At 70.5% G+C, this 17,458-nt stretch carries 13 protein-coding genes and 1 pseudogene; 10 read left to right on the top strand and 4 right to left on the bottom strand.

What is annotated here, in order from left to right; genetic code table 11:
* Positions 1–56 precede the first annotated feature (56 nt).
* Entirely contained in the window at positions 57–842 is a 786-nt protein-coding gene (lexA, locus tag OG329_RS09095) for a transcriptional repressor LexA (RefSeq protein ID WP_355187464.1), read from the bottom strand.
* Positions 843–1,375: 533 nt separating this feature from the next.
* Between lexA and nrdR the strand changes: the two genes are divergently transcribed.
* The 3 genes from nrdR (at position 1,376) to OG329_RS09080 (ending at position 5,742) form a co-directional block, all read left to right on the top strand.
* Positions 1,376–1,882 (top strand): transcriptional regulator NrdR, encoded by a 507-nt coding sequence (gene nrdR, locus OG329_RS09090; RefSeq protein WP_405793987.1) that lies wholly within the window; start codon positions 1,376–1,378, stop codon positions 1,880–1,882.
* 242 nt (positions 1,883–2,124) lie between these two features.
* A complete protein-coding gene (locus OG329_RS09085) occupies positions 2,125–5,025 on the top strand; it encodes a vitamin B12-dependent ribonucleotide reductase (protein ID WP_405793986.1) in 2,901 nt (966 codons plus the stop codon).
* A gap of 147 nt (positions 5,026–5,172) precedes the next feature.
* A complete protein-coding gene (locus tag OG329_RS09080; RefSeq protein WP_405793984.1) occupies positions 5,173–5,742 on the top strand; it encodes a hypothetical protein in 570 nt (189 codons plus the stop codon).
* 59 nt (positions 5,743–5,801) lie between these two features.
* Here the strand turns inward: OG329_RS09080 and OG329_RS09075 are convergent, their stop codons facing one another.
* Together OG329_RS09075 and OG329_RS09070 are read right to left on the bottom strand one after the other, a co-directional pair.
* Positions 5,802–6,329, bottom strand: coding sequence for a TerD family protein (locus OG329_RS09075; RefSeq protein WP_405793982.1), 528 nt, complete (start codon positions 6,327–6,329; stop codon positions 5,802–5,804).
* 137 nt (positions 6,330–6,466) lie between these two features.
* Positions 6,467–7,423: a DUF1152 domain-containing protein gene (locus OG329_RS09070; RefSeq protein WP_405793981.1), complete on the bottom strand. Its 957-nt coding sequence runs from the start codon at positions 7,421–7,423 to the stop codon at positions 6,467–6,469.
* Positions 7,424–7,498: 75 nt separating this feature from the next.
* Between OG329_RS09070 and OG329_RS09065 the strand changes: the two genes are divergently transcribed.
* The 4 genes from OG329_RS09065 to OG329_RS09050 all read left to right on the top strand — a co-directional run bounded on the left by OG329_RS09065 (position 7,499) and on the right by OG329_RS09050 (position 11,950).
* Complete coding sequence (locus tag OG329_RS09065) at positions 7,499–8,104, top strand: YdbC family protein (protein WP_405793979.1); 606 nt, start codon at positions 7,499–7,501, stop codon at positions 8,102–8,104.
* A gap of 72 nt (positions 8,105–8,176) precedes the next feature.
* Positions 8,177–8,836, top strand: a complete 660-nt coding sequence (locus tag OG329_RS09060) for a histidine phosphatase family protein (RefSeq protein WP_405793977.1) — start codon at positions 8,177–8,179, stop codon at positions 8,834–8,836.
* Positions 8,837–8,848: 12 nt separating this feature from the next.
* Positions 8,849–9,781: an ADP-ribosylglycohydrolase family protein gene (locus tag OG329_RS09055; RefSeq protein ID WP_405793976.1), complete on the top strand. Its 933-nt coding sequence runs from the start codon at positions 8,849–8,851 to the stop codon at positions 9,779–9,781.
* A gap of 264 nt (positions 9,782–10,045) precedes the next feature.
* Positions 10,046–11,950, top strand: a complete 1,905-nt coding sequence (locus OG329_RS09050) for a DUF4153 domain-containing protein (protein ID WP_405793974.1) — start codon at positions 10,046–10,048, stop codon at positions 11,948–11,950.
* 52 nt (positions 11,951–12,002) lie between these two features.
* On the opposite strand, the pseudogene OG329_RS09045 reads toward OG329_RS09050, so the two are convergent.
* A pseudogene (locus OG329_RS09045) lies at positions 12,003–12,173 on the bottom strand (MFS transporter); the annotation flags it as partial.
* A gap of 132 nt (positions 12,174–12,305) precedes the next feature.
* On the opposite strand from OG329_RS09045, the gene OG329_RS09040 reads away from it, so the two are divergent.
* From OG329_RS09040 to OG329_RS09030, 3 genes are all read left to right on the top strand, one after another.
* The gene (locus OG329_RS09040; RefSeq protein ID WP_405793972.1) at positions 12,306–15,596 is read left to right on the top strand and encodes a S8 family peptidase; all 3,291 of its coding nucleotides are present in this window, start codon (positions 12,306–12,308) and stop codon (positions 15,594–15,596) included.
* Between the two features lie 209 nt (positions 15,597–15,805).
* Positions 15,806–16,516: a ribonuclease HII gene (locus OG329_RS09035; RefSeq protein ID WP_405793970.1), complete on the top strand. Its 711-nt coding sequence runs from the start codon at positions 15,806–15,808 to the stop codon at positions 16,514–16,516.
* A gap of 149 nt (positions 16,517–16,665) precedes the next feature.
* Positions 16,666–17,310, top strand: a complete 645-nt coding sequence (locus tag OG329_RS09030; protein ID WP_405793968.1) for a hypothetical protein — start codon at positions 16,666–16,668, stop codon at positions 17,308–17,310.
* Positions 17,311–17,458 lie beyond the last annotated feature (148 nt).

Genomic DNA, 17,458 nt, shown 5'->3' with positions numbered 1-17,458 from the left:
GAGAGGCCCCGGGACCGGCGCAGTTGGTCCCGGGGCCGGCCTGAGCCGGCGAGCCCTCACACCCGCCGAAGGACCGCCACGACCTTGCCGAGGATCGTCGCGTCGTCGCCGGGAATCGGCTGGTAGGCCGCGTTGTGCGGGAGCAGCCACACATGGCCGTCCTCGCGCCGGAAACGCTTCACGGTGGCCTCGCCGTCCAGCATCGCGGCCACGATGTCGCCGTTCTCCGCGACGGGCTGACGGCGGACGGTCACCCAGTCGCCGTCGCAGATCGCCGCTTCGATCATCGAGTCTCCGACGACCTTGAGGACGAACAGCTCGCCGTCGCCCACCAGTTGGCGGGGGAGCGGGAACACATCCTCGACGGACTCCTCGGCGAGGATCGGCCCGCCCGCCGCGATCCGGCCGATCAACGGCACATACGACGCCGCGGGTTTGCCGGTCGTGTCCGTCTGCTGGGTGCTCGGCTGGTCGGAGCCGCGGACCTCGTAGGCCCTCGGCCGGTGCGGATCCCTGCGCAGGAATCCCTTGCGCTCCAGAGCCATCAACTGATGGGCGACGGAGGAGGTGCTGGACAGGCCGACGGCCTGCCCGATCTCGCGCATCGACGGCGGATATCCGCGCCGCTGCACGGAGTCACGGATGACTTCGATGACCCGCCGCTGCCGGTCCGTGAGACCGGAGCTGTCCGCCCGGATTCCAGGAGGTCGGCCGGGCAGCGAGCGAGTGGGCTTTACGCCCTCCGGATTCGTGGCTGCGTCATTCATGGCATGCACCGGCTCGAGTCGGCTCTGGGAGCGGTCCTGGGCGGTAATGGTGGCGCTGTCTGCGGTGGTGGTCACGTCGGCCCCTCTCGAAATGTTCTCCCTAGCTGGACAACGGTAGTTGCTTTCGAAAGGTTGCGCCAAACACACGTTCGAGTGAAAATCCCCGGAAGCGCTGACGCGGCAATATCAGGGGTGTATGTGACGCGTATTCGGCGCCCTCCGCACGGCTCGTCAAGGGCTCGTCCGCGAGCCCGTACACGGCTCATCGGGGTAATCCACACCGCCGCTTCGGCGGTCGCCGACGGCGCTCAGTGTCTCATCGGGCGGCCCGGGATCACGGCACCTTCCGGGCTCCCGTACTCTCGTGCCGGGCCTGCTCGCGCCAGGCGCCGTACGGCGGTCGATCCGTCGCCGGCCGCGACACGCGCAACCGCTCCGAAGCGTGCGCGATCCCCACATGTAGTGGTTGGATTGGCTCAGTCGCCCAGAAGTAGTGGTCCCGGGTCTTTCCTGACGGAGGCCATCGCCTATGCTGGAGACCGCTTCGCAGGGCCCGTCCAGGGCCTGCCGGGGCTTCTCAGTCGTGCTGTGAAGGAGGGTCGGAAGCCGTGCACTGTCCCTTCTGCAGGCACCCCGACAGCCGTGTCGTCGACAGTCGCACCACCGACGACGGGACGTCCATCCGACGCCGCCGTCAGTGCCCCGACTGCTCCCGCCGTTTCACGACGGTGGAGACCGCTTCGCTGATGGTGATCAAGCGCAGCGGAGTCACGGAACCTTTCAGCCGTACGAAGGTCATCTCCGGCGTCCGCAAGGCATGCCAGGGACGGCCGGTCACCGAGGACGCTCTCGCCCAACTCGGCCAGCGGGTCGAGGAGGCGCTGCGCGCCACCGGCAGCGCCGAACTGACCACCCACGATGTAGGGCTGGCCATACTCGGCCCCTTGCAGGAACTCGACCTCGTCGCGTACCTGCGCTTCGCATCCGTATACAGGGCGTTCGACTCGCCCGAGGACTTCGAGGCCGCCGTGGCGGAGCTCCGCACGCGGCCTCCTACAGAGGAAGACGGGCCCGCGACCCCTGGGGTCCCCGAGCCCGTCACCGCGGCCGACTGACCGGACACCGGTAGCGGCACCGGTCACCGGCACCGATTTCTCGGTCGGTGACGACCGATGAGTCATCGATCGGTCACCGATCTATCGCGACAGCTCAGCGACCGATCACTGGCGATCGGGCGCCCGGCGGCGACGAGACCAGCCACGAGCGCCCGCGCGGCGCGCATGGCATAGGACACATCACTGTGCCATGGGAAGAACGTGGCACTTCAAGGCGTTTTCGCCTGTACATGGGAGGCGGCATGACAGAGACGGCGAGCGGTCCGACGGCACGAGGTTCCCGCACCAGGGGAGCCAAGTCCGGCAAGGGCCTGCGTATCGAGCGAATCCACACGACCCCCGGCGTGCATCCGTACGACGAGGTGGTCTGGGAGCGCCGGGACGTCGTCATGACCAATTGGCGCGACGGCTCGGTCAACTTCGACCAGCGTGGCGTCGAGTTCCCCGGCTTCTGGTCGGTGAACGCGGTCAACATCGTCACCAGCAAGTACTTCCGCGGGGCCGTCGGCACGCCACAGCGTGAGACGAGCCTCAAGCAACTCATCGACCGGATCGTGAAGACGTACCGCAAGGCCGGCGAGGACAACGCCTACTTCTCCTCACCCGCGGACGCGGAGATCTTCGAGCACGAGCTGGCGTACGCCCTCCTGCACCAGGTCTTCAGCTTCAACTCGCCGGTGTGGTTCAACGTCGGCACGCCCCAGCCCCAGCAGGTCTCGGCCTGCTTCATCCTGGCCGTCGACGACTCCATGGAGTCGATCCTCGACTGGTACAAGGAAGAGGGCATGATCTTCAAGGGCGGTTCCGGCGCCGGCCTGAACCTCTCGCGGATCCGTTCTTCCAAGGAGCTTCTCTCCTCGGGCGGCAACGCCTCGGGTCCCGTCTCCTTCATGCGCGGTGCCGACGCGTCCGCCGGAACGATCAAGTCCGGTGGTGCCACACGCCGCGCGGCCAAGATGGTCATCCTCGACGTCGACCACCCCGACATCGAGAACTTCATCGAGACCAAGGTGAAGGAAGAGGAGAAGATCCGCGCCCTGCGCGACGCGGGCTTCGACATGGACCTGGGCGGCGACGACATCACGTCCGTCCAGTACCAGAACGCCAACAACTCGGTCCGGGTGAACGACGAGTTCATGAAAGCCGTCGAATCGGGCGGCAAGTTCGGGCTGCGCGCCCGTATGACCGGTGATGTCATCGAAGAGGTCGAGGCGAAGTCCCTCTTCCGCAAGATGGCCGAGGCCGCGTGGGCCTGTGCCGACCCCGGCATTCAGTACGACGACACCATCAACCAGTGGCACACGTGCCCGGAATCCGGCCGGATCAACGGCTCGAACCCGTGCAGCGAGTACATGCACCTGGACAACACGTCGTGCAATCTCGCCTCGTTGAACCTCATGAAGTTCCTCAAGGACGACGACAAGGGAAACCAGTCCTTCGAGATCGAGCGTTTCTCCAAGGTCGTCGAACTCGTCATCACGGCGATGGACATCTCCATCTGCTTCGCCGACTTCCCGACGCAGAAGATCGGCGAGAACACCCGCGCCTTCCGTCAACTGGGCATCGGCTACGCCAACCTCGGCGCCCTGCTGATGGCGACGGGCCACGCGTACGACAGTGACGGCGGGCGCGCGCTCGCCGGCGCCATCACCTCGCTGATGACGAGCACGTCGTACAAGCGCTCCGCCGAACTGGCCGCGGTCGTCGGCGCGTACGACGGCTACGCCCGCAACGCCGAGCCGCACCAGCGCGTCATGAGGCAGCACGCGGACGCCAACAGCGCGGCCGTGCACGTCGACGACCTGGACGGTCCGATCTGGGCCGCGGCCACGGAGGCCTGGCAGGACGTCATCCGTCTCGGCGCCAAGAACGGCTTCCGTAACGCGCAGGCCTCGGTCATCGCGCCCACCGGCACCATCGGTCTCGCGATGTCCTGCGACACCACCGGCCTCGAACCCGACCTCGCGCTGGTCAAGTTCAAGAAGCTGGTCGGCGGCGGCTCGATGCAGATCGTCAACGGCACGGTGCCGCAGGCCCTGCGCCGCCTGGGCTACCAGGAGGAGCAGATCGAGGCGGTCGTCGCCCACATCGCCGAGAACGGCAACGTGATCGACGCGCCCGGCCTGAAGCCCGAGCACTACTCGGTCTTCGACTGCGCGATGGGCGAGCGGTCCATCTCCGCGATGGGGCACGTACGGATGATGGCGGCGATCCAGCCGTGGATCTCCGGCGCGCTGTCCAAGACGGTGAACCTGCCGGAGACGGCCACCGTCGAGGACGTCGAAGAGGTCTACTTCAAGGCGTGGAAGCTCGGCGTCAAGGCCCTGGCGATCTACCGCGACAACTGCAAGGTCGGCCAGCCGCTCTCCGCGAAGAAGAAGGAGCAGGTCGCCGAGAAGGCCGAGGACACGATCCGCCAGGCGGTGGAGAAGGTCGTCGAGTACCGCCCGGTCCGGATGCGCCTGCCCAAGGGACGTCCCGGCATCACGACGTCCTTCACGGTGGGCGGCGCCGAGGGTTACATGACGGCGAACTCCTACCCGGACGACGGGCTGGGCGAGGTCTTCCTGAAGATGTCCAAGCAGGGGTCGACCCTCGCGGGCATGATGGACGCCTTCTCGATCGCGGTGTCGGTGGGACTTCAGTACGGCGTCCCGCTGGAGACGTACGTCTCGAAGTTCACCAACATGCGCTTCGAGCCGGCCGGTATGACGGACGACCCGGACGTGCGGCTCGCGCAGTCGATCGTGGACTACATCTTCCGGCGCCTCGCGCTCGACTTCCTCCCGTTCGAGACGCGTTCGGCCCTCGGTATCCACTCGGCCGACGAGCGTCAGCGTCATCTGGAGACCGGCTCGTACGAGCCGTCCCTGGACGACGAGGACGGCATGGATGTGGAGAGCCTGGCGCAGTCCGCGCCGCGCCAGGTGGAGCCGCTGAAGTCGGTGAGCCCGACCGCGACGACACCGCCCGTGGGGGAGACGCCCGCACCCAAGCAGGCGCACACCTCGGCGGAGTTGGTGGAGATGCAGCTCGGCATCAGCGCCGACGCACCGCTGTGCTTCTCGTGCGGCACGAAGATGCAGCGGGCCGGTTCCTGCTACATCTGCGAGGGCTGCGGGTCGACGAGCGGCTGTAGCTGACCTCGCGCCCCGTCGTGCCGGACCGCGCCGGTCGGCGGCGCGGTCCGTGACGAACAGTCCCTGATCACAGGGGCGTCAGCCTCGCGCTGACGCCCCTGTTGAGAAAAGGGGGCGACGGAGTGGTGCGACAGGTCCGACAGTCGATCGGTGACTGACGACAAGCCTTGCCTCACCCTGCGTGTGGTCGTCCCGACGCTCCGGTGCTGTGGCGCCCTCTACGTCACTGTCCGGCTCGACGGCGAGCACGTCATCTGGGGCGCGTCGCGCAACCCCGACGAGGATGAAGTCGACCTGCCCGACTTCCGGTTCGATGCCCGGGAGTACCGGGCCGAGGTCGAGCGGGCCGTCGCCGACCACCGCTGGGAGTGGCGGGCGCGCACCGTCGCCCGGCTGTTGGAGCGGGACCTCGGCGAGCGCGCCGACCGGCCGGCACCGTGGGACCGTGAACTCGGCGATGTGGCCGCCTGGCTCGGGGAACCCGACCGGATCAACCTCTTCCTCTTCCATCCGGGCCGCTCGGCCATCGGAGAGGGCAGCCCGTGGCTGCAGCTCCGCATGACGCTCCCCGTCTCGGACGACGACCCTGTGGCGCAGGCCGGAAGACTCGCCGGGCAGCTTGTGGCGAGCGACCCGCGCGAGAGCGCCGAAGTCCGCGGCGGATCACCGGAGTTCGCCCGACAGCTCGGCTACGCCTGGCCGCGGCGGCGGAGAGCCTGAACGGGCGCGGTGCCGCAGGCCGGTGAGAGGGGATCCGGGCCACTACCCCGCGGTCGCCGTCACACACCGCCCATCTGCTGCGTGAACTCCTGCGGGTCCGCGTCGAAGCCGCGGAGGGCGGGCCGGAAGTCCCACGTCCCCGACTCGTTCCTGGTGAACTCGGCGATCGTCGCCGCCGTGGCATCCGCGACGGCGGTGAAGTCGCTCGACGTCAGCTCGGCCAGGCCCTCGAGGAGGCGGACGGCCGGACCCGAAATGTCGGCGAACGTCCGCCGGCCCTCGCGCTGCTGGATGACGACACCCACGATCACCCGCACATAGTCCGACCCCAGCCGGTCCAGCTCCAGCGTCATCACCTCGTCGGAGCCGAATCCCTGGCCCGTCCGGCTCTGCCTCTCCAGGATGATCGTGCCGTCCGGTGAGCGGCTGTCGAAGTGCACCAGATAGCTCGGCCTGTCGCCCGGCGCGTCCGAGGTGTACGTCGCGGCCACGATGTCCAGGTCGTGCGGCGGCCGGCCCAGCGGGCTCGGATCCCACTTGAGGGTGACCTCGACCTTTTCGACGCCCCTGTTGAGACTGCTGCTCACCGGTCATCCCCTCCGTACGCCCAAATCAACTGCCGGGTACAAGGCTAGTCCGTGAGACCGACAACACACCCCCCGTACGGTCGAGTTGAGGCCACTTGGCCACGGGGCGCCGCGAGTGAGGCCCACCAGGTCCCGTCTCAGTGCGGGATCCGGCGCGGCGCCCTCGTGCGGACCTCCTCACGGAAGATCTCGATGGCGCTGCTCACCTGCCGGATCAGATGGGTGTCCTCGATCCGGTCGAGATACAGGCAACGGCGTGCGACGCCCGTCAGCTCGAAGGCGAAGCACAGCGACATCAGTGGATTGACGAACAGTTCGCTGCCCCGGGTGCGGGAGGTGAACCGGACGTCTCCGAAAGCGCCCTGGACCGCCGCCGCTATCGATCCGTTCACGATGCTCGGGTGGTCCGGCGTGCACTCCTGCGCGTGCGCCACCGCGTCGACGAACAGCGCGCCCTCGCGCGTCGAACGGGGCACCGAGAACGCGCCGAGATACGCGCCGTCCCGTTCGAGCGCGGCGATGTTCTCCAGTACGAGCCCATGGCTCACCCCGTGGTACGCGTCGACCCCGAAGCCCACCGAGACGATCAGCCGCTCGGGCCCGTCGATCCCGGCCAGCGCCGCGACGCTGGTCAGGTCCTCCTCCGGCGTCCCGAGGCCCGACTCGTCGCCGCGCATGAGGATGTCCGTACCGCCGTCGACCAGCACCACGGCGTCGATGTCGAACTTCTCGATCAGCGCCCGGTAGGCGGCGCGCAGCGGCCGCACACCGACGCGGCCGAACGCGTGCACCGTGCTCGGATACCGGTGCAGAGCCAGCCACTGGGCGAGTGTCCGCTCGGGGAAGTACGCCTGGTGCGGGGCCGTGTCCGGTGTGACGGCGGCGACGTCGGGTGCGAGCCGGCTCTCCGGCGGGAGCCCTTCGACCGCGCTGAACGAGAGGTTGGCGAGCTGGACGCGCTTTCCCTGGTGGAGGAGGGACAGGGCCACCGGCAGCCCCGCGTAGATGTCGAATCCGCCGCCCGCGCCGGCCACGAGCACGCTCTCGGCGGACTCCAGACGGGTGAACAGCGGGTTGGCGTGCAAGGCTGTCATGCCGATCATTGTGCGGCGCCGGGCGGGCCGCCCGGAGCGTGACGTGGGCCACGTTCGGCCCCGTACGATGGCGCGGTGCTGGTCAAGTGGATTCGCTGCACGGTGACGGACCGACGTGGTTTCGAACGGGGGCAGCGGAAATGGGCGGGGCTGCTCGGTGAGCCGGGATTCCGGGGACAGGGCGGGGGGTGGAGCAGAGGCCGGCCCGGCGTGGCGCACGTCTTCGCCTTCTGGGAGAGCCGGGCCTTCTACGACTCCTTCATGGCGCGCTCCCACGACCGGCTGGCCGCCGCGCAGTCGGGCACGTTCCGGGACTCCCAGGCCAAGCTTTTCGACTACCGCTTCGATGTGAAGACGGGTTTCGAGCCGAGGTTCACGGACGCCGACGTGGTCCGGATCGCGCACTGCAAGGTGCACGAGGACCGCGTCGAGCACTTCGCGCTGATGCAGGAGAAGGTGTGGAATCCGGCGATGGCCGGCTCACCGGGGATGGTGCGCGGGCTGTTCGGGGACGCGCCGGGCAACGAGTTCCTGGTCCTGTCGATGTGGCAGTCGGCGGCCGAGCACGGCAAGTACCGCATCGAGCGCGTGGAACGGCTGACGCTGCGCGCGCAGACCGCCGCGGACGTCGCGGCGCTGGCGGGCGACGTGGTCCAGCTCGAACCGACGTGGACGGTGTGACGCCGACGCGGTCACGGCCGGTGTGGCGGGGGCCGCCGCCCGGCCGGCGGCCGCGCGATCTAGTGTCGACCCATGGTGAGACCGCGACGCATCGTCCTAGTCCGGCACGGCGAGTCGGAGGGCAACGCCGACGACACGGTGTACGAACGTGAGCCCGACCACGCCCTGGGCCTCACCGAGACCGGATGGCTCCAGGCCGAGGAGACAGGGGCGCGGCTGCGCGAGGTGTTCGGCCGTGAGCGGGTCAGCGTGTACGTGTCGCCGTACCGCCGCACCCATCAGACCTTGCGCGCCTTCGGCCTCGACCCGGAGCTGGTCCGGGTGCGCGAGGAGCCCCGGCTGCGCGAACAGGACTGGGGCAACTGGCAGGACCCGGAGGACGTACGGCTCCAGAAGTCGTACCGCGACGCCTACGGGCACTTCTTCTACCGCTTCGCCCAGGGCGAGTCCGGTGCCGACGTGTACGACCGGGTCGGCGCCTTCCTGGAGAGTCTGCACCGGAGCTTCGAGGAGACGGACCCTCCCGCGAACGTGCTGCTGATCACCCACGGGCTGACCATGCGGCTGTTCTGTATGCGCTGGTTCCACTGGACCGTCGCCGAGTTCGAGTCGCTGTCCAACCCCCGCAACGGGGAGTCTCGGACGCTGCTGCTCGGTGCGGACGGGCGCTACACCCTGGACCGGCCGTTCGAGCGCTGGCGGACCCCGGAGCCGTACGGCCCCACCGGTTAGAGTGAAGGGGCGATGACCGTTGACACCACACCTCCTCCGCTCGACCCTCCTCCGTCCGATCCGCGCTTCCGCCGCGCCCTGGCCAGCCTGCGCGGCCTGTCCGTCGGGGACGCGCTCGGCTCACAGTTCTTCGTCCCCGTGAACTATCCGCTGCTGCAGCGGTGCGAACTGCCGCCCGGCCCGTGGCAGTGGACGGACGACGCCGAGATGGCCACCTCGGTCCTGGCCGTCCTCGCCGTTCACGGACGCGTCGACCAGGACGCGCTCGCCCACTCCTTCGCCACGCACCACGACTTCGACCGCGGTTACGGCCCCGCCGTGAACCGCATGCTGCGGCTGGTCAGGGAGGGTGGCGACTGGCGGGAGCTGGCCGCCGGACTCTTCAACGGGCAGGGCTCCTGGGGCAACGGCGCCGCCATGCGCATAGCACCGCTCGGTGCCTGGTACGCCGACGACCCCGAGCAGGCCACGCACCAGGCGGAGATCTCCGCGTACACGACGCATCAGCACCGCGAGGCCGTGGCGGGTGCGATGGCGGTGGCCGCCGCGACCGCCATCGCCGCCGGCGCCGCCGGACCGCCCACCCCGCAGGACCTGCTCGACGGTGTCATCGCGCTCGTGCCCCGCAGCGCCGTGGGAGTCGGGCTGCGCCGGGCACGGGACATGCTCGACTACGACGACGCCGGCACGGTCGCCGCGGTGCTCGGCAGCGGACGGCGTACGACGGCGCACGACACCGTCCCGTTCGCGCTCTGGTCGGCGGCCCGTGCGCTCGGCGACTTCGAGCGGGCCTTCTGGACCACGGCGCAGGTGGGCGGCGACGTCGACACCAACTGCGCCATCGTCGGGGGAGTGGTGGCCGCGGTGAGCGCCGGCGCGCCACCGGCGCGATGGGTGGAGCAGACGGAAGCACTGCCCGACTGGCTGCCGGCCGGACCACGGTGAAAACGTCGTCCTCCTGAAGAGGGCGTCTCGGGGCTCCCCCCGAGAGGCGTTCCTCGCAGTGCGCGCCCTCTGTAGGAGGCGCGCCCGCCGTTACTGTCACGGTCCCGCCACAGACTCGCTCCGGAAGTAGCGGCTCCGCCGCCTGACGCTAGCCTCGGGCCATGCCGCCTCGTTGATCACCGACAGGCGTGCGCCTACGTGAGCCCGGGATCCACGCGCCGACCCTGTCGCCGTGCGCATGGCGCCGGGCGGTGAGGGGGGCCAGTGTCAGACATACCGTCGAATTCGAGTGAAGCGCCGGATCCGGCCACGGCTGGGGAGCCGCAGTCAGGTACGCCGCGCAAGCGGGAGCGGTCGCAGGAGCAGCGGTCACGAGAGTCACACGAGTCGCCGCAGTCGCAGTCGCAACCGCAGCCGCAGCCGCAGTCGCCGTCGCAGGAGTCACAGAAGACGGCGCGCTCGCGCGAAGCCGCCGCGGACAAGGACGTACCCGCACACACCGGTGCCCCGGCGCGCGCCGGAACACCGACGCCGACGCGGGCCGCGCCCCGCGGCCCCGTACCGACGCACACCGGACGCCGACCGCAGCAGACGCGTCCCGCGCATCCCGCCCATCCCGCACAACCGACGCAGCCGACCAACTGGCAGCAGTGGCAGCCGACCCGGCACGAACCGCCCGTCTGGATCGGCGAGATCAGCGCCGACGAACCCGCCCGCATCCGCGTCGCCACCCTGTGGTGCGTCCTCGTCACCGGTCTGCTCAGCGGACTGCTGCTCGGCGACGGGCTCGGGCTCAACCTGCTGATCGTGACCGTGCCCGCCGCGCTCGCCGCGTACTTCGCCGCGCGCGAGGCCGGACGGCGCCCCCGCCCGTGGACCCTGGTCTGGGCCGTCGGCGGCGTCGCGCTGCTCTCCGTCCCCGCCCTGCGCGACGCGGGCTGGCCGACGTTCGTCGCCGTGACGTCCGCGCTCGCGCTCGGATCGCTCGCCCTGCACGGCTGCCGCACCTGGCTCGGCGTCATCCTCGGCCCGTTGGGGCTGTTCGGCTCGCTCGGCACGGGCCTGTTCTGGGGCGTGAAGGGCGTGCGCGAGCGCGCCGAGAGTTCGCGCGGCCGGTGGGCACCCGTCGTCCGTACGGTGGCGGTCGCCGTCGTACTGCTGATCGTGTTCGGCACGCTCTTCGCGAGCGCCGACGCCGCCTTCGCCGATCTGCTCGGCGGGCTGACGCCCGACGTCTCGGTCGCCGACGGACCGTGGCGCACGCTGCTGTTCGTCCTGGGCGTCCTCGGGGCGCTCGCCGCCGCGCACACGGCGGCGGCGCCGCTGCTCTGGGACCGGATCACCGTGCGGCCCGGGGCCGCACGTGGCCGGGCCGAGTGGGCGATGCCGCTGATCGTGCTCAACCTGCTCTTCGCCGTGTTCATCGGCGTGCAGCTCACCGTGCTGTTCGGCGGCTACGACAAGGTCCTGAGCGAGACCGGCCTCACCTACTCCGAATACGCCACACAGGGTTTCTGGCAACTGCTCGGCGCCACCCTTCTCACCCTGGTCGTGATCGGTCTCGCGCGCCGCTGGGCACCGCGCGACGGGGCCCGTGACCGCGCGCTCGTCAACGCCGTGCTCGGCGTTCTGTGCGCGCTCACGCTGGTCGTCGTCGCGTCCGCGCTGCGCCGCATGGACCTGTACGTCGACGCGTACGGGCTGACGCGGCTGCGCGTCTCGGTGGCGGCGATGGAGCTGTGGCTCGGGCTCGTGATCGTCCTGATCATGGCCGCCGGCGCCTTCGGCGGGCGCTGGCTGCCGCGCGCCGTCGCCGTCAGCGGTGCGGCGGGCGTCCTGATCTTCGGTCTGATCTCGCCGGACGCGGTCGTCGCCGAGCGGAACGTCGAGCGCTACCGGACCTCCGACAAGATCGACATCAACTACTTCCAACAGCTCTCCGCCGACGCCGTACCGGCGCTCGACACACTCCCCGAGCCGCTGCGCTCCTGCGCGCTGGAGGGTATCGAGCGGGACCTGGGAGGCGCGGACGAGCCGTGGTACGCGACCAGTTGGGGCGAGTCGCGGGCAAGGGACATCCTCGACAAGCGGCCGATCGATCCTCAGTGGGAGGAGTGCTCCACGATGAGCTCGGCGAACGACTCGGGCGGCGAGCGCGACTCCTACTAGTACGGCGTACGGGACGTCCTCCCCCGCGGGACGTCCCGTACGCGGCTACGCCACCGGGCCCCGCGGCCCCCGCCTTGCCGCTGAGCGCTTCAAGGTCGCTCTTGCGCACACGTACCACCAGCGTCGCCGTCAGCAGTGCCAGGACCACCATGCCCACAGCGGCCATGAACGCGGCCGAGATGCCCCGCGTCAGCACTTCGTGGCCCCGGCGCCCCGGCAGCTCGCCCAGGCGCCATTGACATGGTCTCAACACGAGGGACAGGCTGTCGCTCGGGCGCTGATTGATCATCTTCTGATACCAGGCATTCAGACAGGGGCGACAGTGTTGAGAACAAGACGCATCCGACCTGGAGCGGTGGCGATAGCCGCGGCCGTCACGCTCGTGGCGGGGCTGACAGGAGGGCTCGCCAACGCCCCGTCGGCCGCCGCGGCCGCCGCGGACACTGCGGACACCGCGAGTACGGCGGCATCGGACGCGGCGACCGCGGTCCGGAAGGTCGCTCTGATCACCGGTGACCAGGTGCTGCTGGACCAAGATGGCAACGTTGTCGGAATGGCGCCCGCCGAGGGCCGGACCTCGGTACCCGTACAGATCAGTGAGACCGGCGGGCACACCTATGTGATCCCCTCGGACGTCGAACCGCTGATCGCCGAGGGGCGCCTGGACCTGTCGCTGTTCGACGCGGCCGAGTTGAGCCGTCCCGAGTACGACGCCCTGGCGGGCGACGGGACACCGGTCATCGTCAAGTACGCCGCGAAGAACCCGCCCGCGCGGTCGCGACTGCACGCGAAGACCAGCACATCCGTCCAGGATCTCGACGCGGTGGACGGCGAGGCGCTCGTCCTGCGGGCGAAGGAGGCGGCCGGGGCATGGTCCTCGCTCACCGACACGTCGGGCGGAGTGAGTGAACTGGCCCCGGGCGTCGCCTCCATCGGTCTCGACGGCGTGGCGACGGCCTCGCTGGACGTGAGCGTGCCGCAGATCGGCGCACCGGGCGTATGGGAAGCGGGCTACGACGGGGCGGGCGTGAAGGTCGCCGTCCTCGACACCGGCATCGACAGCAACCACGCCGACGTGGGCGGCAAGGTCGTCGCCCAGCGCAACTTCACGGCCGAGGCGGACGTCCAGGACCACAACGGGCACGGCACGCACGTGGCCTCCACCGTGGCGGGGAGCGGCGCGGCGTCCGGGGGCGCGTACAAGGGTGTGGCTCCGGGGGCCGACCTGGTCGTCGGCAAGGTGCTCAACACCGCCGGTTCCGGCCTCAACTCCGACATCATCGCGGCCATGGAGTGGGCGGTCGAGCAGGGCGCCGACATCGTGAGCATGTCCCTCGGCGCGCCGGACGAGCTGGGCGTCGACCCGCTCGAAGAAGCCGTCAACTCGCTGTCCGACCGGGCGCTGTTCGTCGTCGCCGCGGGCAACTCCGGCCCTGGCGACACCACCGTCGGTTCCCCCGGCGTCGCCGAGTCCGCGCTGACCGTGGGCGCCGTCGACAAGAAGGACGCGCTCGCGTCGTTCTCCTCCCGGGGCCCGCGCCTGGAGGACGGTGGCGTCAAGCCCGATGTGACCGCGCCCGGCGTGGACATCACGGCGGCGTCGGCCGCCGGCACCCGGCCGGAACTCCCGCATCCCGCCCCCGGGTACGTGACGATGAGCGGCACCTCCATGGCCACTCCGCATGTCGCCGGCGCGGCGGCCCTGCTCGCCCAGAAGCATCCGGACTGGACCGGCCCGCAGATCAAGTCCGCGCTGGTCGGTTCCGCCGAACCCGGCGCGTACAGCCCGTTCGAGCAGGGCAGTGGCCGGGTCGACCTGACCCGCGCGACGGCCCAGAGCGTGGTGGCGGAGCCCGTTTCGCTGAACTTCGGCCGTGTGCTGTGGCCGCACACCGACGACGAGCCGGTGACCAGGACGGTCACCTACCGGAACGACGGCGACCAGGCGGTGACGCTCGACCTGTCCGCCGTGGGCGCCGACTCGGCGGGAGCCGCCGCCCCCGAGGGCCTGTTCGCCCTCAGCGCCCAGCGGATCACCGTCCCCGCCGGCGCAACGGCCGACGTCGGCGTCACCGCCGACACCCGCGTCGGCGGTGACGTCGCGGGCGCCTTCAGCCTTACGGTCACGGCGACCGGTGACGGCCAGAGTGTCCGCAGCGTCGGGGGCGTCGACCGCGCGGCTGAGTCCTACGACGTCACATTCAAAGCCACCGGCCGCGACGGCTCGACGCCCGGCTTCCAAGACTGGGCCGCCACGCTGACCGGCATCGGCAACGACAACTACGAGCTGGTCAGAGGGGACGACGGCACCGCCACGGTCCGCCTGCCCGCCGGCGACTACACGGCCGTCGGCAAGACCTTCGCGCGGGGCGGCACCGGTGGACTGGGCGTGGACTACCTCGTCGCCCCGAAGGTGACGGTCGACCACGACATGACCATCGAGATCGACGCCCGGCAGGCGAAGCCGATCGACGTGTCATTGCCGGACCCGAACGCCAAGGGCTACTCCTCCTTCATGATCAACGCGGTGAAGGCGAACGGAGCCGAGACGATCAACGCCATGGGGCTGGGGGCGAATCCGGGCAACACCCGCACCGCCCAGATCGGTGACCCGGTGCCGGCCGGCGAACTCACCTCGTACTTCGCGTCGCACTGGTCCAACGGCGACACCGAGTACCACCTCGCGGACACCCTGAAGGACGCCTTCTACACCGGTCACACGCAGCACGTGACCTCGTCGGACCTGGCCAGGCTGACCGTACGGCAGGGTGCTTCGATCACCGGGGCGCTGGGGCTGAACTGGACCGCCGCACCGGACATCCCGGCGGGGGCGGTCGGCTTCTACACCGACCTGCCGAACACGAGGACGATCTACGTCCAGGGAGGCTACCGCTGGGAGGAGCGCTCCCAGCAGGTCGCGGCCGACTCGAACACGGTCCAGGCCGAGTACGGAATTCCGGCCGGAATGTACCGCGCGGGTGAGAGCCGCACCGAGACCGTCAACACCGGGGTGTTCGGCCCGGCGCTCGCCAAGGGCCAAGGGCTCACGCGGGACGGCGACACACTGACCGGCACGATCAGGCCCTTCGCCGACGGCGCGGCCCACAGCGGCGGAAGCCTGTACGACACCCAATCGGCGTCCACCACGCTCTACCGCGACGGCAAGGAGTACGCGACCGTCGACGACGTCCTGGACACCGCCGGCTTCCAACTGCCCGCGGACAAGGCGCGGTACCGCCTGGTGACCACCGTGGGCCGGGCCGCGTCCGGCGTCTCGTCGGTCAGCTCGACCGTCACCTGGCAGGCCGAGTTCACCTCGTCCCGCACGGCGAAGGCCGTCGCCGTCCCGACGAGCGTCGTCCGCTACACGCCCGAACTCGCCCTCGACTCCACGGCCGCCGCGGGCGTCGGTCAGTCCGTGCCGGTCACCGTCCAGGGCTCGGCGGCCGGCCACGGCCTCGCGTCGCTGAAAGTGTCCGTCTCCTACGACGGCGGCAGGAAGTGGCGCCCACTCGCCACGCACAAGGGCGCGGTAACGGTGAACAACCCGGCGGCCGGCGGCTCGGTCTCCTTCCGGGCCGACGTCAAGGACCGCAACGGGAACTCCTTCTCCCAGACAATCATCGACGCCTACCGCACGAAGTGATCCACCGCCGCCCCAACAGGGGGGTGGCGGTGCGGTGACGGATTGCCCGGGGCGCCTCGTGCGCCCTGGGCAGGTCCCGTACGGCCGTGCGCCGAGGGCGTGTTGAGGGGTACGGCGCGCGGCGCGGACCGGCGGCGCCTTCGGTGGCGTACGGCCGGGGGAACCCGGGGTGTCGCGCGGGGGAGCGGCGGCGTAACCTGGCTAACGCCATGCCGTACGAACCACCCACCCACGCCGTGGAGCGATCGCTCCGCGCCATCACCGGTGCCAAGATCATCGCTGGTGTCGACGAGGTCGGCCGCGGAGCGTGGGCGGGACCGGTGACCGTCTGCGCGGCCGTCACGGGTCTGCGCCGAGCCCCCGTCGGACTCACCGACTCCAAGCTGATCACCCCCAAACGCCGTGCGGACATGGCGCTGGAGCTTCAGTCGTGGGTGACCTCGCACGCCATCGGGCATGCCTCGCCTCAGGAGATCGACGACCACGGGATGACCGCGGCGCTTCGGCTCGCCGCCGAACGCGCCCTGGACGCGCTCCCGGTGCGGCCCGACGCCGTGATCCTCGACGGCAAACACGACTACCTCGGCAAGCCCTGGCGGGTCCGGACGGTCATCAAGGGCGACATCTCCTGTGTCTCGGTGGCCGCCGCCTCGGTGCTCGCCAAGGTGCGCAGGGACGCGATGATGGCCGAACTGGGCGCCACGTCCGAGGAATGCGACGGCTTCGCCTTCCACGACAACGCCGGATATCCCTCGCCGGTGCACAAGGCGGCGCTGGCGGAGCGGGGGCCGACCTCGCACCACCGGCTGTCGTGGGCCTATCTCGACGCGCTGCCCCGGTGGCGCCATCTCAAGAAGGTCCGTATCTCCGCCGAGGCGGAGCTGCTGGAGAGCGAGGGCCAGCTCGGCTTCGACTTCTGACCCGAACCACCTGACGTGACCGGACTGTCCGGTTTCTGATGGATACGGCCCATGCACCGCCCCGGCCGTACTCGGCAAACGCAACGAATGGGCACAGATGTGCCCACCCACCGGTGACTTGCGCGCCGGCGTTTGATAGACATCCACTCATGCCTCTCACTCCCGAGGAGCCTCAGATTCACGAGAGCGCCCAGGGTCCCCGCGCCACTCCGGCCACCGGCCGCACCGCGTCGACCCCCCGTCCCGTACCCGGTCCGCGTCCCGTTCCCGGGCCGCGGTCCGCGGCCACACCGCGTCCCGGACATCCGGGCCGCGGTCCCGCGAGGCCCGCGCCGCCGGAGCGCTCGCAGGTCCCCGCCGAACGGCCCGCCGCCGTCCCGCGGGAGACCCCGTCCGCACCGTCCGCACCTCAGATCCAGTTGATCCCCGCCTCGGTGGACGGCGCGCTGGACGCCGCCGAGGAGGCCGTCGACCTGCTGCTCGACTCCGGTCGCGCGCCGGGCGACATCCTCGTGCTCACCACGGGCGAACAGCACCCGTGGGCCACGCACGAGCTGTCGTTCGGCGAGAAGTCCTACTGGGACCAGCACGACACCGGCGAGGACGTGTTCTTCGCGGACGCCTCGGCCGTGGACCGCGCGAAGGCGCGGCCCGTGGTCGTCGTCGCGCTCAACGGCGGTGACGACGGCACCGTCGCGCGGGTACTGCCGACCGCGCGGGAGCGGGCCGTCGCGCTGCTCGTCGTGTGCGGTGACCCGCAGCGGGTCAACTCCGTGCTCGGCGCGGGCGTCTGACCCGGACTTCACCGGGGCGCGCGGCACGGCTGTGATGGCGCCGAGCCGCGTGGTCCGCGTCGGCCCGGCGGCCGGTGTCGGTGCGCCGGGCGCGTACGGCGTCCTCCACGCCGTACGCGCCCCGGAACGGGCGCCGGCCGACGGGCGC

The organism is Streptomyces sp. NBC_01506 (genome assembly GCF_045040295.1).
In the GTDB taxonomy this organism is placed as follows: domain Bacteria; phylum Actinomycetota; class Actinomycetes; order Streptomycetales; family Streptomycetaceae; genus Streptomyces.
Note: the sequence above shows the minus strand (reverse complement) of the source record. Positions and strands in the feature narration are given on the sequence as shown.